The 15,964-nt window shown below is 40.0% G+C and carries 15 protein-coding genes and 1 tRNA gene; 13 read left to right on the top strand and 3 right to left on the bottom strand.

What is annotated here, in order from left to right; all coding sequences use genetic code 11:
- Positions 1-174 precede the first annotated feature (174 nt).
- From CBM15_RS16160 to CBM15_RS16125, 7 genes are all read left to right on the top strand, one after another.
- The gene (locus tag CBM15_RS16160) at positions 175-1,701 is read left to right on the top strand and encodes a tetratricopeptide repeat protein (RefSeq protein ID WP_087618292.1); all 1,527 of its coding nucleotides are present in this window, start codon (positions 175-177) and stop codon (positions 1,699-1,701) included.
- A gap of 76 nt (positions 1,702-1,777) precedes the next feature.
- Positions 1,778-2,722: a thioredoxin-disulfide reductase gene (trxB, locus tag CBM15_RS16155; protein WP_014822774.1), complete on the top strand. Its 945-nt coding sequence runs from the start codon at positions 1,778-1,780 to the stop codon at positions 2,720-2,722.
- A 330-nt stretch (positions 2,723-3,052) separates the two neighbouring features.
- On the top strand, positions 3,053-3,523 hold the full coding sequence (locus CBM15_RS16145) for an 8-oxo-dGTP diphosphatase (protein WP_008406405.1): 471 nt from the start codon (positions 3,053-3,055) through the stop codon (positions 3,521-3,523).
- 14 nt (positions 3,524-3,537) lie between these two features.
- Positions 3,538-4,419 carry an RNase adapter RapZ gene (rapZ, locus tag CBM15_RS16140; RefSeq protein WP_087618290.1) on the top strand — a complete coding sequence of 294 codons (882 nt, stop codon included), beginning with the start codon at positions 3,538-3,540 and terminating at the stop codon, positions 4,417-4,419.
- Between the two features lie 4 nt (positions 4,420-4,423).
- Positions 4,424-5,401, top strand: a complete 978-nt coding sequence (locus CBM15_RS16135; protein WP_087618289.1) for a gluconeogenesis factor YvcK family protein — start codon at positions 4,424-4,426, stop codon at positions 5,399-5,401.
- 50 nt (positions 5,402-5,451) lie between these two features.
- The gene (gene whiA, locus CBM15_RS16130) at positions 5,452-6,393 is read left to right on the top strand and encodes a DNA-binding protein WhiA (protein ID WP_008406400.1); all 942 of its coding nucleotides are present in this window, start codon (positions 5,452-5,454) and stop codon (positions 6,391-6,393) included.
- 153 nt (positions 6,394-6,546) lie between these two features.
- Positions 6,547-6,804: an HPr family phosphocarrier protein gene (locus tag CBM15_RS16125; RefSeq protein ID WP_008406398.1), complete on the top strand. Its 258-nt coding sequence runs from the start codon at positions 6,547-6,549 to the stop codon at positions 6,802-6,804.
- A gap of 100 nt (positions 6,805-6,904) precedes the next feature.
- On the opposite strand, the gene clpP is transcribed toward CBM15_RS16125, so the two are convergent.
- On the bottom strand, positions 6,905-7,495 hold the full coding sequence (clpP, locus tag CBM15_RS16120) for an ATP-dependent Clp endopeptidase proteolytic subunit ClpP (protein WP_008406397.1): 591 nt from the start codon (positions 7,493-7,495) through the stop codon (positions 6,905-6,907).
- A 187-nt stretch (positions 7,496-7,682) separates the two neighbouring features.
- On the opposite strand from clpP, the gene CBM15_RS16115 reads away from it, so the two are divergent.
- From CBM15_RS16115 to CBM15_RS16095, 5 genes are all read left to right on the top strand, one after another.
- Positions 7,683-7,754 (top strand) — tRNA-Arg (locus CBM15_RS16115).
- A gap of 739 nt (positions 7,755-8,493) precedes the next feature.
- The gene (locus CBM15_RS16110) at positions 8,494-9,273 is read left to right on the top strand and encodes a basic amino acid ABC transporter substrate-binding protein (RefSeq protein WP_008406396.1); all 780 of its coding nucleotides are present in this window, start codon (positions 8,494-8,496) and stop codon (positions 9,271-9,273) included.
- A gap of 30 nt (positions 9,274-9,303) precedes the next feature.
- A complete protein-coding gene (locus CBM15_RS16105; protein ID WP_008406394.1) occupies positions 9,304-10,005 on the top strand; it encodes an amino acid ABC transporter permease in 702 nt (233 codons plus the stop codon).
- Positions 10,006-10,728 (top strand): amino acid ABC transporter ATP-binding protein, encoded by a 723-nt coding sequence (locus CBM15_RS16100; protein WP_087618288.1) that lies wholly within the window; start codon positions 10,006-10,008, stop codon positions 10,726-10,728.
- A gap of 515 nt (positions 10,729-11,243) precedes the next feature.
- Complete coding sequence (locus CBM15_RS16095; RefSeq protein WP_087618287.1) at positions 11,244-12,038, top strand: basic amino acid ABC transporter substrate-binding protein; 795 nt, start codon at positions 11,244-11,246, stop codon at positions 12,036-12,038.
- Positions 12,039-12,328: 290 nt separating this feature from the next.
- Here the strand turns inward: CBM15_RS16095 and CBM15_RS16090 are convergent, their stop codons facing one another.
- Positions 12,329-12,589 (bottom strand): phospholipase A2 family protein, encoded by a 261-nt coding sequence (locus CBM15_RS16090; protein ID WP_306341334.1) that lies wholly within the window; start codon positions 12,587-12,589, stop codon positions 12,329-12,331.
- Positions 12,590-12,677: 88 nt separating this feature from the next.
- A complete protein-coding gene (locus CBM15_RS16085; RefSeq protein WP_087618286.1) occupies positions 12,678-13,925 on the bottom strand; it encodes a Zn-dependent hydrolase in 1,248 nt (415 codons plus the stop codon).
- Positions 13,926-14,049: 124 nt separating this feature from the next.
- Here CBM15_RS16085 and CBM15_RS16080 point away from each other — a divergent pair, with 124 nt between their 5' ends.
- On the top strand, positions 14,050-15,588 hold the full coding sequence (locus CBM15_RS16080; RefSeq protein ID WP_087618285.1) for a PucR family transcriptional regulator: 1,539 nt from the start codon (positions 14,050-14,052) through the stop codon (positions 15,586-15,588).
- Positions 15,589-15,964 lie beyond the last annotated feature (376 nt).

Here is a 15,964-nt window from a genome sequence, read left to right as displayed (position 1 = left end):
ATAACACCGCTTTGTCAGACGTGTTTTTAGTACATATGTGCCGGATATGCTATAATAGTTAGAATTGATTAAGGGACCACACCTGTGCGTTCCTTATTTCTTTGTTTACAAACAAATGACCTGCGTATTTGATGATATAGAATGTATTGAACGGAATGACTCGGAGGAATATTATTGGAAAATAAACGTTTAAAAACAAAAGTTACTAATGTCGTGTCGTTTGTTCCGAATGGTGATTATTATTACAATAAAGCTTTAAAGGCAATTGAACGAGACGAAATGGATAAAGCATATAAATTTATTAAGCGCGCGGCGGATTTAAGTCCGGATGATGCGCATGTGTTATTACAGTACGGAATTCTTGAAATGGAACTTCAAAATTTCGAGCATGCATATGAGTTGATTCACACAGCCTATAGTTTAGAGCCAAATGAATCCGAAATCATCTTCATGCTGGCGGAAGTGTCGGGCTGTATCGGTCATATTGCTGATGCCCAAAAATACGCAGCCCAATATTTAGAAATGGAACCTAATGGCACATATACGGAAGACGCCTCCGAAATAATGGAGTTTGTCGACTATGTGGGCGAAGATATGGATGACATGGATGAATTTGATGGGGCGAAGCATGTGGCACAGGAAAAGGCCCGCCGCCATATGGAGCAGGGCGATTTTAAAACAGCAATCGAAATGCTGGAGCAACTCATTGAAGAGTATCCAGACCTTTGGAATGCATATAACAATCTGGCGTTAGCCTATTTTTATGTCGGTGAGGCAGAACAGGCACGGGCACTTTTATATAGAGTACTGCGTGAAAACCAAGGCAATCTTCACGCACTTTGCAACTTGACCGTCTTTGCTTATTACGAAAAAAGCAGTGAAGAGCTGAATGAACTGGTCGGTTTATTGAAGAAAATCCAACCGTTTGATTGGGAAAACCGTTATAAGCTCGGTGCCACATTTGCGTTAATCGGGCAGTATGAAGAGGCCTATAAATGGCTGCGCTCTATGAGTAAAAAAGGTTATGATGGAGAGCCTGGCTTTTATTTCTGGCTTGCCCAGTCAGCCTACTTCTCAGGACATGAAACGATTGCTAAAGAAGCGTGGAAAATGCTCATCCAGTTGGATCCATCAAAAGAAGGGATGGAACCGTGGGCAAATGGTGAAGGCTCTATTTTACGGAATTCCGCGGAAAATCATCGTGACTTCATCATTCGTCAACTAACAGATGAGCACCAGTCAAGCCGATTATTTGGCATGTTTTTATTGAAGCGTTCGGCACATAAACAGGAAATTGTCGCACACCCTTCTATTTTAAATGTCTCAAATTTTACGGCTATCGAAAAACTTTGCCTGGCATATGCACTGGACTATGATTTCAGTAACGGCAGCAAGGAAGAAAAGCAATTCCTGCGTTTTATGGAAGTAGCTGAGCAGATTACAGAAGTAAATGATTCGATTTCTTTAGAGGTCGCGCAAGTGTTAAGTACATGGTTTGCACTTGGGGAAATTGCATTCGAACAAGGCTATTCGTTTAAAAACAGCGCGGCTCTGGCTGCTGCTGTTGAATATTCGTTCCATGTAGCACTGGAAAACAAAGTGACGAAAAAAGCAGTAGCGGGCAAATATAATATTTCAACTGCAACATTATCGAAATACAATGATGAATTATATGAATTTGTACCGTCGGACTTTGAATAGGCAGTATATTTGTATTTATTTAAGCAATCTTATACGATAAAAATATAGAAAAGGTATACGCAAGAGGAGGATCTTCATGTCAGAAGAAAAAATTTATGATGTAGTCATTATCGGAGCAGGTCCAGCAGGTATGACAGCTGCGGTATATGCATCGCGCGCGAACTTATCAACATTAATGATTGAACGTGGGATTCCCGGCGGACAAATGGCTAATACAGAAGCAGTGGAAAACTACCCAGGTTTTGATACAATTTTAGGACCGGAGCTATCGACAAAAATGTTTGAGCATGCGAAAAAATTCGGTGCTGAATATGCTTACGGTGATGTAAATGAAATCATCGACGGTGAAGAATATAAAATTATCATTTCTGGTAAAAAACAATATAAAACACGCACGATTATTATTACAACAGGTGCAGAATACAAAAAACTAGGCATTCCTGGCGAAACAGAGCTTGGCGGCCGCGGTGTAAGTTACTGTGCTGTATGTGATGGCGCATTCTTCAAACAAAAGAAACTGATCGTAATCGGCGGGGGCGACTCTGCAGTTGAAGAAGGTATTTACTTAACACGTTTTGCGGATAAAGTAACAATCGTACACCGTCGCGATAAACTTCGCGCACAAAAGATTATTCAAGACCGTGCATTTGCCAATGAAAAAATTGACTTCATCTGGAACACAACAGTAAAAGAAATTCATGAAGTTGACGGTAAAGTAGGGAAAGTGACGTTAGTTTCAACAGTTGACGGCACTGAAACGGAAGAGGCTGCAGATGGCGTATTCGTATATGTCGGCATGCTTCCATTAACAGCGCCATTTGCTTCGTTGAATATTTTAAATGAAGCAGGCTATATTGTAACAAACGAGAAAATGGAAACATCAATTCCGGGTATTTATGCAGCGGGCGATGTTCGTGATAAAATGCTGCGTCAAATTGTAACAGCTACAGGTGACGGCAGTATTGCAGCACAATCAGCGCAACATTACGTGGAAGAAATAAAAGAAAAGATAAATCAATAATTCTTTAATATAAATGTAATCATATCGTTACAAAATAAGGGTATACTAAAAGTGGAATTTGTTTTAACCCCCTTATTTTTTTATCCTAAGGTTGTTTCAAGCGTGCTTACGCTGAAGCAACCTCTTTTTTTGTGGCTTTCCGGCACAAATGTTGACTTTATAAATGAAACGCTTGCTTTTACGGAATGCATAGGACAAGGTATAATAGAAATAAGCTTTAGAAAAACACAATTCGCTGCACAAAGCGAAATTGTGTCTTTACTTATGTGGAATTCGTGAAATATTAGTTATTCACTTATCCCATTAAATGAAAAAGTTGAGGTGTTGTGTATGCAACGTATTACAAATTTACTCGCTATTAAAGATGGTCAAGTGTTACTGCTGCAAAAACCGAGAAGAGGCTGGTTTGTGGCACCCGGTGGGAAAATGGAGCCAGGAGAATCCATCTATGACTCCGCTATACGCGAATTTCAGGAAGAGACGAATCTAACACCAAAAGACGTTCATTTAAAAGGTGTATACACAATGGTTATCAAAAATGGAGATACAGTCGTCGATGAGTGGATGCTGTACACATTTATCGCAACTGATGTTGAAGGAACACCATTTGTCGAAACGCGGGAAGGCATTTTAAGCTGGTATGAAATTGAACGTTTAAAGGATCTTCCGATGGCGGCAGGTGACCGAACGAATTTATTATTTGCAGCATTAAATCAAGGTACGCAATATGGTACATTTGAATATACAGAGGATTTTGAGCTAATCAGCGAAAAAATTCAAAACTCGACGGAACAAAACTAGAGGAGATGAAATAAGTGGCTAGTTCGAGCTATACACATGAGTTAGTGATTATTACGGGAATGTCAGGGGCGGGCAAAACGGTAGCAGTTCAAAGTTTTGAGGATCTAGGTTATTACTGTGTAGATAATTTACCTCCGGAACTTTTAACGACTTTTTTAGCGCTAATGAAGGATTCCGAAAAAAAGATTTCACGTATGGCAGTTGTTATGGATTTACGTGGGAGAGAATTTTTTGGCTCATTGATCGAATCGCTCGACGCACTACTGGACGAAGAAGATATTTTACTCCGTATTTTATTTTTGGAATCCGATGATGCCACATTAGTTCGGCGCTATAAAGAATCACGCCGATCACATCCGCTTGCACCTCAGGGATTACCGCTGGAAGGGATTCAATTGGAGCGCGAACTGCTCTCTGAAGTAAAAGGGCGCGCCAAATCGATCGTCAATACTTCCCAGTTAAAGCCACGGGAATTACGTGAACGCATCGCCCAGGAATTCAGCAATATGAGCAGTCCTACGTTTTCGTTAAACATTATGTCATTTGGATTTAAGCATGGGCTGCCGATTGATGCAGATTTAGTATTCGATGTTCGCTTTTTGAAAAATCCTTACTATGTTGAAGAATTGCGACATAAAACAGGGCTACAAACAGAAGTTTCCTCTTACGTACTAGCAACAGAAGAAACACAACAGCTAATTGCCAAACTGACTGACTTGTTCACATTCATGATTCCTCATTACCGTAATGAAGGCAAATCACAGCTTGTCATCGCTTTCGGCTGTACGGGCGGGCAACATCGCTCCGTTACACTTGCTGAATACTTCGGGAAGCTATTGGCAAAAAATGATCAAGTCATCGTTACACATAGAGATATCAATCATAGGAAGGATTGATGAGATGAAAAAAAAGAGAACAAGAATCGTCGTAATTGGCGGGGGGACAGGCCTTTCTACAATATTACGCGGTTTAAAGCAGCATCCTTTTGATATTACGGCCATCGTTACGGTTGCAGATGACGGTGGCTCTTCCGGACGTTTGCGGGATGACTATGATATCCCGCCGCCCGGAGATGTGCGAAATGTAATTGCCGCGCTTTCTGATGTAGAACCGTTAGTGGAGCAGATGTTTCAATATCGCTTTTCCCAATCAAATGATTTAGGCGGACATTCGCTCGGGAATTTGATGTTGACCGCTTTAACGGAAATTACAGGTGATTTTAACCATGCGATTGCTGAAATGAGCAAAGTACTCAATGTGCACGGAAAGGTCATCCCAGCGGCCAATAAAAAGGTTACATTACATGCCGAGTTATCGGATGGATCGGACATTATAGGCGAGTCGAAAATTCCATCAGGCCATGCACCGATTAAACGGGTATACTTGGAGCCTAGTAACCTCAAACCATTACCTGCTGCAGTTCATGCGATTGAACGAGCAGATTTTATTTTGATTGGACCTGGCAGCCTTTATACGAGCATCATTCCGAATTTATTGGTTAAAGGAATTGGGCAGGCGGTTATTCGTGCGAAAGGTGAAAAGATTTATATTGCGAATTTAATGACACAGCAAGGCGAAACGAGAAGCTTTACTGCCTCACAGCATATAGAAGCAATCCATGAGCATGTGGGAGAAGCATTTATCGAATCGGTACTGATCAATGAAAAGGAGCTACCTCCTTCGATTTACGAAAATTATCGGGAGGAAAATGCTGAGCCTGTTAAGTTTGATATTGAAAGATTGCAAGAAATGGGCATTAATATTATTCCAAAAGAGATTGCGCTTATTGAAAATGGAACAGTACGTCATGATGCGGTAAATCTCGCTGAATGGCTTTGGGAATATACAGTAAAGAAAAGACAAACGATGCAAGAATAGTAGTATGAAACAAACACTACATAGGTTGCTAGGAAAGGGGGAGCGAATCCATGTCATTTGCATCTGAAACAAAGAAAGAACTGACGCAAGTAGAAGCAGGTGATAGTAGTTTAAAGGCAGAAGTTTCTGCTCTTATACGGATGAACGGTTCGTTAAGTTTTGCGAATCGCCAATTAAGCTTAGACGTACAAACAGAAAATGCGGCAATCGCACGTCGGCTTTATACAATTGTAAAAAAGCTTTATCCATATAATGTAGAGTTGCTTGTTCGAAAGAAGATGCGTCTTAAAAAGAACAATGTGTATATATGCCGTGTACGGGAAGGTGCGCGGGAAATTCTTGCGGATTTAGAAATTGTCTCAAATTCATTTGAGTTTAATCATACAATCGCCAAATCAATCATACCGAAAGAAAATGAACGCCGTGCCTATTTACGTGGAGCCTTTTTGGCAGGAGGCTCGGTAAACAATCCGGAAACCTCTTCCTACCATTTGGAGATCTATTCTTTATATAAGGAGCACGGGGAAGCGTTGGCAGAGCTCATGAACCGCTATGATCTAAATGCGAAAACAATTGAACGGAAAAAAGGCTTTGTCACGTATTTAAAAGAAGCTGAAAAGATTTCGGATTTTATGAATTTAGTCGGTGCTGTTCAGGCGATGCTGAAGTTTGAAGATGTTCGGATTATTAGAGATATGCGGAACAGTGTAAACCGTATTGTAAACTGTGAAACGGCCAACTTAAATAAAACAATTGGCGCGGCATTGAGGCAAGTGGAAAATATCCGCTATATCGATAATGCGGTAGGGCTTGATCAGCTGCCGGAAAAACTGCGGGAAATTGCACGTCTTCGTGTAGAATATCAGGACGTGACATTAAAAGAGCTCGGTGAAATGGTTTCAACTGGCGTTGTCAGTAAATCAGGTGTCAATCATCGTCTGCGCAAAATCGATGAAATCGCGGATGCGCTCCGTCGTGGAGAGAATATATAAATCCACTTGCGCGTATGGAGCACATACGTCATGGCGTAATAAAAAAATTGGTAACGATTTCATAAAAGATGTTTCCAATTGTTGTTCTTTTCGGACAATTTCGTTAAGATAAACATAGAAGCGATGAACGGTTGTGAAAGGGAGTATTTCAAGATGATTGAAAAACAAGTAGAAGTAAAGTTAAAATCGGGCTTACAAGCAAGACAGGCGGCTTTGTTCGTCCAAGAGGCAAATCGTTATAAAGCAGATGTCTATTTACAAAAGGATACGAAAAAAGTGAATGCGAAGTCGATCATGGGCATTATGAGCCTTGCCGTTGCAAAAGGCACGGTTGTCACATTATGGGCAGACGGCCATGACGAAGAAAAAGCAATCAACGCATTACAACTACTTATTGAAAAAGCGGATTAAGACAAAAGCACAGCCAGTTCAGTTTACATGAACGGCTGTGCTTATTTTTTAAAATACAAAAAAGCATACAAGATGAATCTTGTATGCTTGAATGAATCGATTATTTTAATTGGTTACGCTCATAAATTTTATCGATAAGACCGTATTCCAATGCTTGCTCTGCAGACATGAAGTTGTCACGATCTGTGTCGCGTGCTAACGTTTCGTAATCTTGGCCACTGTTTTCAGCCATGATGCGGTTTAGTTTTTCACGTAGGTGTAAAATACGTTTTGCAGCGATTTCGATTTCTGTTGCTTGACCTTGTGCACCGCCAAGTGGTTGGTGAATCATTACTTCTGCGTTTGGTAAAGAAACACGTTTGCCTTTTGCACCAGCAGAAAGCAGGAATGCACCCATTGATGCAGCCATACCGATACAGATTGTTGATACATCAGGTTTGATGAAGTTCATTGTATCGTAGATCGCCATACCTGAAGTGATAGAGCCACCTGGTGAGTTGATATATAGGTAGATATCTTTATCTGGATCTTCTGCTTCTAAAAATAATAGCTGTGCTACGATTGAGTTCGCAACATTGTCGTCAATCCCACTACCTAATAAAATGATGCGGTCTTTAAGTAAACGTGAATAAATGTCATATGCACGCTCGCCGCGGTTTGTTTGTTCAATAACTGTAGGAATTAAGTTCATTGAAAAATCCTCCCTTTGTTAAAGCTTATATTCGATTACTTTTGCTGAAAATGACAAATATTTCAGCTGTAAACATATCATACACGTATTAGTCAGTTATGGTCAAATATAAACTCTGAATTTTACAGTTGAAAATAAGGGGTTCCATCTGTATAATGAAAAAAGTTGCACATATTCTTATTTATATGTCCTCGTGGTGTAATGGATAACACTTCAGATTCCGGTTCTGAGGCTGGGGGTTCGATTCCCTCCGAGGGCGCTTTCTTTTTAAAGATTATTACTGATCTATATAGAGTTAAAATAATCTTTCTCTTCCATTTTTCTACAGTTTATTTTTGACGCTACACTATAAGTTTCCTAAACCAATCTAATTTAAACGCTCTTCCTATAAAAAATAAAATTCTTTATTAAAAATCACAATTTATACTTGAATTATATGTGAAAAATTAGTACATTATTAAATGTTGTGTTTTCACAAAACTAGTTAGATAGACCATATTATCATGTCCTTTAGGGGGCACCATTTTACTGTTTTAATATACGTTTCAATATCAATTGCAAAAATCATCTGAGATTTTTTTGCAATGGAGAATGAAGTTTTAGTAGGATAGAAGGAATCACTGTACCGGTTCTTTTTATCCTTCATTCGTTCTCTGACTAATTAATACTCCAAGGCTGTATGAGAGGCTCACCTCTTGTGCAGTCTTTTTTGTTTTGGAAAAAAATTACCTATCTAATTGACATATATTTTAAATAACAGGGAATATATGTAATGGAGTTAGAGTCTTTTTGGAGGAGGAAACACAATAACGAAATAGTAATATAATGAATAAATATTTAATTATATGCCATTTTACCGTTAATTTTGTTATAATAATTCATCATACTGCAATAATAATCAATTTTTTAAAAATTAAATGTTGTATATTAATTGCGGAATTAATATAATTGAACATGTTATTAACAAAAAAACTACTACATCCAGGAGGATATTCATAATGAGTACTAGAAAACTATTTAAATGGGCAGCACCATTAGCTGCAGCTTCAATGATTTTAACAGCATGTGGAGCGGACGAATCTACATCTACAGGGGATAAAGAATATAAGAAAATTGTTGCAGGTACGGAAGCTACATATGCACCATTTGAATACTTAGATGATAAAGGAAATGTTGTCGGCTTAGATTCAGAGATTTTAGCAGCGATCGGCGAAGAGATGGGTATTGAAACAGAAGTGAAAAATGTAGGCTGGGACTCAATGATGAGCCAAGTAACAACTGGCGAAGTGGATATGGGTGCAGCGGCTATTACAATTACAGATGAGCGTAAAGAATCATATGACTTTACAGATCCTTACTATGAAGCAACTTTACTGATCGTGACAAAAGAAGGCTCGACAGTGGCATCGCTGGAAGATATTAAAGACAAAAAAATTGCAGTACAGATTAATACAACAGGCCACATCGCAGCACAGGAATTGCAAGGCGTTGCAAGCTCAAAAATTTTAGCATATGAAAACTTCTCTGTTGCGTTAACGGAAGTGCTGACAGGTGCAGCAGATGCCGCAATCGGTGATAATGCAGTTATTTTAGATTACCTTGAAAACAATCCTGATTCTGGCTTAAAAGCAGTGGAAGATAACTCATTTGAGAAAGACTACTTCGGCTTTATGGTGAAAAAGGGCAACAAAGAGCTATTGGATATTTTAAATGAAGGTCTTCAAAAAATTAAAGACAATGGCAAGTTAGCTGAAATAACAGGTACGGAAATCGAATAAGCTATATTTTAATTTATTGGAGGGTTTCAGATGGACTTTTTTGATTTTTTCCGTTGGGATATAATCTGGAACTACCGTGAACTATATGCAAAAGGACTTTGGGCGACTATTGTTTTAACAGCATGTGGTTATATTGGTGGTATCATATTCGGTCTAGTTTTAGGATTAGGCCAGGTTTCAACAAAAAAATGGATTTACTGGCCGGCTAAAATTTATGTCGACGTATTCCGTGGTACGCCAATGCTCGTACAATTATTATTAATTCACTTAGCTGTTATTCCAACTATTTTTGGAACATCGCAAGGTTGGTGGGTATCGGGTATTGTCGGTCTGATTTTAAACAGTGCCGCGTACAATGCAGAAATTTTCCGTGCAGGGATCCAGTCGATCGACAAAGGGCAAATGGAAGCTGCAAGGTCATTAGGGTTAACACAGGGCCAGGCGATGCGCAAAGTTATTTTACCGCAGGCGTTTCGTCGTATGATTCCACCATTAGGGAATGAATTTATCGCATTGTTAAAGGATTCTTCACTTGTAACGGTAATCGCCGGGGCCGAGATTTTATATGTAAGTAAAGTAGTAGCCGGAACGTATCAGCGTTTCTGGGAGCCTTATTTATTCGCAGCGTTCCTATACCTTGTATTGACGTATGCTGTAACGAAGCTTATTGCATTTATCGAAAAACGAGTTGATATTAATTACAACCCACGTAAGAAAAAGGAGCGCGCGTAAATGATTAAAGTAGAAAACTTACACAAGCATTTTGGCAAGCTCGAAGTGTTAAAAGGAATCGATTATGAAGTACGTGAAAAGGAAGTAGTTTGTGTCATCGGGCCATCCGGTTCTGGGAAATCAACGTTTCTTCGCTGCATGAATTTGCTGGAGGAAGTAACGGATGGTGCAATCTATATTGAGGGTACTAAAATTAATGATCCGAAAACAAATATTAACGAGATCCGTACAGAAGTAGGGATGGTATTCCAACAGTTCAACTTATTCCCGCATATGTCGGTCATCGATAATATTACGATGGCACCGATGCAAATTCGTCAACTGAACAAAGCCGATGCCGAAACACTGGCACTGGAGCTATTGGATAAGGTCGGTTTGCGTGAAAAAGCCTATAACTACCCACAGCAGTTATCAGGCGGTCAGCAGCAGCGTGTAGCGATTGCCCGCGCATTGGCAATGAAGCCGAAAGTGATGCTGTTTGACGAACCAACATCAGCCCTTGACCCGGAAATGGTAAAAGAGGTTTTGGAAGTAATGAAAAACCTTGCAAAAGAAGGGATGACAATGGTTGTCGTAACACATGAAATGGGCTTCGCACGTGAAGTAGGCGACCGTGTACTGTTTATGGATGGCGGCTATATCGTAGAGCAAGGGCACCCGGATGAAGTATTCGGCAACCCGCAAAACGAACGTACAAAAGCCTTTTTAGGAAAAGTACTATAAATGTAGGTAAACTATCTTCTATTATGTTGAGTAGTAGAAGGTAGTTTTTTATATTGCGTCTTACTAAGTTTAGAAGAATGCACAAATATATAAAAAGCGTTGATTGGAATGTAGGGAAGGCGAGTGTTCGTGCTGACGGTTTCACCTTTCGCACTGCTAAAACATTAGCTGACGGCTAGCGCCTTTCGCTACAAGCAAGCTTCCATCGGGAATAGCAAAATTTATTTTGCGACGAAAGCGAAGCGGCAGGAGCACCGAGCGAGAGACTAGGAACAAAAGCTGAGAGCGCCACGTCCTGTGGCAACGCTTTTGTGACCAACATCGTGTTGGCCTCGTGCCCGCGGAAAGCGTCCGACCCGAAATGGAAATCAACACTATATGAGTAGTAGATATTTTAGTAGCATAAATTATTGGGCAAATTTTTATCGCCTAAACTATCAGAAGATTTAGAATTACATATTGTGTGGCACTACTAAAAAATGTATAATCTTAACAAAATTAGAGGGGGTTTTATAATGTTCAAAACAAAGAAGTTTTTCATAACAATGCTGCTAATGGCATTAACAATCATTTTAGCCGCATGCGGTACAGCGGATGATGAAACATCAGGAAGCGCAACATCCGGAGAAGGTGGCGTTAAAAAGCTGTTAGTAGGAACGGAAGCAACATTTGCCCCATTTGAATCGATGAATGATAAAGGTGAAATTGTTGGAATCGATGTAGATATTATGAATGCAATCGGTGAAGAAATCGGTTCAGAAGTTGAATTCCGAAATGTCGGTTGGGAGCCGGTATTCCAGCAAATTACGAACGGCGAACTGGACTTAGGTGCATCAGGCATTACCATTACAGATGAGCGTAAAGAGACGTATGATTTCACAGATCCGTATTATGAAGCATCATTAATGATTGTTGTGAAAGAGGATTCACCAATCAAAACATTGGATGAGTTGAAAGATCAAAAAGTTTCTGTTCAAATTAATACAACAGGGCATATTGCAGCACAAAACTTGCAAGGAAAATCAAGTTCAAAAATTTTAGCGTATGAAAACCAGCCGATAGCATTCCAGGAAGTAATCAATGGTGCAACAGCAGCGGCATTTGGCGATAATGCGGTTGTCATCGAGTACTTAAAGAACAATCCGGATTCAGGACTAAAAGCGATTGAATCGGATCAGTTTGAAAAAGAATATTACGGCTTCATGGTAAAAAAGGGCAACACTGAGTTACTGAACCGTTTAAATGAAGGTCTAGCAAAAATTAAAGAAAACGGTAAATTAGAAGAAATTACAGGGCAGAAAATCGATTAATTTATAAGTGAAAAATATGATAAAACCGGTATTTTGAAACTTAAACTTTATGAATTGATTGGAGTGCAGGGGCGACTCCTAGGGAAATAGCGTGACGCCTGAGACTTAGGAACAAAAGCTAAGAGCGCCACGTCCTGTGGCAACGCTTTTGTGACCAACATCGTGTTGGCCTCACGCCACGCCCCTGGAAAGCGTCCCCGGAACGGAAATCAATTCTAGGGTAAGCAGAAACACCTCAATTTTCTCCCAGAGAAAATTGAGGTGTTTCGTTTTGTCCAAGTTTATAAGGACTATATTAGAAAATTCTTTAGCCGAATCGCTCTGGAAAATAAATTTGCGTCCCTCCCCATTTTCGTTGAGGGGTTTTTGTATTGATTTAAACATTGTTGAAAAATTGCGTCACAATATCTTTTATCGTAGCCACTTGCATAACAAGCATCGTGGTGCAGACAGCAATTATCGACTGCATTCGTTGGTGCACCAGGTCCGCTGCAGCCAGGTCCGCAGTAACGGTAACCAGGGAAGCAGAACCCCATTGCAGGACGTCTCATCATCCCACCTCCTTCTACTAGATACCATATAGTATGTTCACCTAATAAGAAGAGGAGGGCAAACCTATTGATTTCATCATAAAAACCCTTACTTTACACTAGCAGACTTAACGGGTGAAACCGAAGATTCGGCTACTTTCAATATTGCATTAACAAGGACATCGGCACCCTTTGAACATTCTTCGTAGGAAGTATATTCATCTTCCCGGTGACTATAGCCTTTCGCACTTGGAACAAAAATCATTGTAGAAGGAATATATCCTGCGATAAATTGAGCATCGTGGCCCGCACCGCTGAACATATGATGGCGTGAATAGCCCAGTTCATCTGTACTTGCTGCTACAGCATGGACAACTTCCGGTGCGAAATAGACCGTATCCCGGCTCCATAGTTTTTGGTAGCTCAGCTCGCAGTTTTCGATTTCTTTAGGAAGGTCAAAAATAATTTGTTCCACTTGCTGGATGACTGCAGGGTCTTGGTGGCGGGACTCCAACGAGAAAGTTACGTTACTCGGGATGACCGTATGAATATTCGGGTAGGCATTGATACGTCCGATTGTATAAACAAGATCTTCAGGAAGCTGTTTTAGTTTATTTTGCAGGATGGAAATGATCTGCATCGCGGCAAACATACTGTCTTTACGCATGGAAATAGGGGTAGTGCCCGCATGGTTCGATTCACCGGTTAATGTAATGTCATAGCATACCATGCCAAGAACGCCTTCTACGACTCCGATTTCTTTTTTATAATGTTCCAAAACCGGACCTTGCTCAATATGAAGCTCCAAATAGGCATGCGCTTCGGTTAGACGGTTTGCGACATCGCCTTCATAGCCGCTTTCTTTCAAGGCTTGTTCAAATGTTACCCCTTTACGATCCGTCGAAGCGAACATCTTTTCCTTATCGAATTTTCCTGAAAGAACACCTGAAGCCATTAAGGACGGTTCAAAACGTGCACCTTCTTCGTTTGTGAAGTTTACTATTGTTATAGGGTGATTTAGTTCGAGTTCTTCATCAATAATTGTTTGGACAGCTTCCAGTGCAGTTAAAACACCAAGCACCCCATCAAAGCGTCCTCCCTTTATGACGGAATCTAAATGTGAGCCGATGACAATCGGCAAGTTATCGGAGTTGGATGGCAGTGTTGCGTACATAGTGCCCATATCATCAACCGTTACCGTCATGCCAAGCTGTTCACAAATTTCCTTGAACTTGTTGCGGGCGAGAATATCTTCGGGAGATAGGCTTAAACGTGTGACACCATTATTTTCTGTTGCCCCAAATTGGCTAAATAAATCAATAGTGTTTTGAAGTCGTTCGCGGTTTGTTTTTAACATAAAATTCCCCCTTAAATTCAATAATATATAAACATTAGCACTAGCATATAACAAATTAATATATACTTAATGTAAAATGATACAATAATTGTATGGACGAATTGTTAATGATAGGGGGCTGCTTATGTTAACCGTAAAAGAAGTTCTAAATCGAAAATACTTTGAATCGGCGAAGGTCGTCGCAGGTCAAACCGGCTTAAACCATGCGATCAAATGGATTCATATATTGGAAGTTACCGATGTGAAGCAGCTGATAAAAGGAAATGAGCTCATTCTGACAACGGGCGTCATTTTAAAAGATAATGAACAAGGCTTTCTGAACTTTGTAAAGCAACTTAATGAATTAGATGTAGCCGGGCTATGTATTGAATTAGGTATGTACATTCAAACGATTCCGGAAAGTGTCATTAAACTGGCAGATCAACTGGATTTTCCGCTCATCGTTTTTCAGGAAATTGTCCCGTTTGTCGGCATTACGCAAGATTTGCATACAGCGATCATTCATCAGCAGTACGATATTTTAAGGCAGCTCGAAGATTATTCCCAGAAGATCAACAACTATGTTTTAAAAGTGAACGACAAAGTGAAGATTTTGCAGTATATGCAAAAGTATTTAAACGTGGATATTTATTTTGATGTGAACAAAGGAACAAGTCTCGCAATCCCGAATAAAAAGATTGAAAATTGCGAAAAGTATATCAATCTTTTAGGTAGTAAACATAAAGCAAAGATTGAAGTGAATTTATTTGATCAGTTGTACGGGACGGTCTATATATACTCCGAAAAAAGAGAAATGACGGAATTGGATTTACTTATTTTGGACCGAACTGTAGTTACGCTGTCTCAGTTTATTTTAAGAGATTTATATATTGAAGAAAAATTGGAAAGCGAAAACCGGAAGTTTTTTGAGAAATGGCTCGAAGGTGAAAACAGCGATGATGAATTGCTTTATTTTATCGAAGAGATCGATCAAAAACTGAAGCACAATGGTTGGATGGTCATGATTCATCAGCTTAGAAGAAAGAATGCAATAAAGGATTTAACGAATTATAAAATCAATCTTCGCCAGGCACTGCAGAAAGAAGGGTTTTACACATTTATTGTCGAGCAGTCCCAATATTTAATTTTTATCATCAACGATTTGGCGCAGGGAGCTACGTATAAAGAGCGGATGAACCGAGTAATGAATGAGATGATTCATCAAAGTAAACAGGACATGCTTATTGCTGTTGGGAAATATGTTACGCATTACAATGAATTGAAAGAAAGCTATCAAACAGCGCAGGAAACCTTGCAGATCCGGATGAAACATACAGAGCTTTCGTATTTTTATGATGAACTGGTGTTGTACCATATGGTGAAAGTTCTGCAAAACAACAGCAGTCTTATGCAGGCGGCAATGGAAAAAATCGAAAAACTCAGCCAGTATGACAGCAAGCACAACGCGAATTTAATTCAAACACTCGATGTTTATTTTCAGTGTAACGGACTAAAAAAGGAAACTGCCGAAAAACTGTTTATCGTCCGCCAAACTCTTTATCACCGCCTGGAAAAAGTGGAACAGATCATCGGCAGTGATTTTATGAAGTACGAAAACCGGCTCTGCCTGGAAATCATGCTGCTCATGACGAAGCATAACTATTATGAGGGTGTGAAGGTATAGATGCCATGATTGAAGATGATGCAATTAAATATCAAATGCGTTGATTGAAATGGAGGGGAGGTGAGTGTTCGTGCTGACGGTTTCACCTTTCGCACTGCTAAAACACTAGCTGACGGCTGGCGTTTTTCGCTACAAGCAAGCTTCCAGCGGGAACAGCGAAATTTATTTTGCGACGAAAGCGTAGCGGCAGGAGCACTGACGCCTGAGACTAGGAATAGGAACAAAAGCTAAGAACGCCACGTCCTGTGGCAACGCATTTGTGACCAACATCGTGTTGGCCTCGTGCCCGCGGAAAGCGTCCGACCCGGAATGGAAATCAACCCCCTTGCCTGATCAGGATATCCTCATGTGCTAAATGTGAAATCAAGGCAAACAT

Origin of the sequence: Solibacillus kalamii (assembly GCF_002174535.1) — a bacterium.
Taxonomy (GTDB): Bacteria; Bacillota; Bacilli; order Bacillales_A; family Planococcaceae; genus Solibacillus; species Solibacillus silvestris.
The sequence above is the reverse complement of the archived record's forward strand: the minus strand, read 5'-3'. Positions and strand labels throughout refer to the sequence as shown.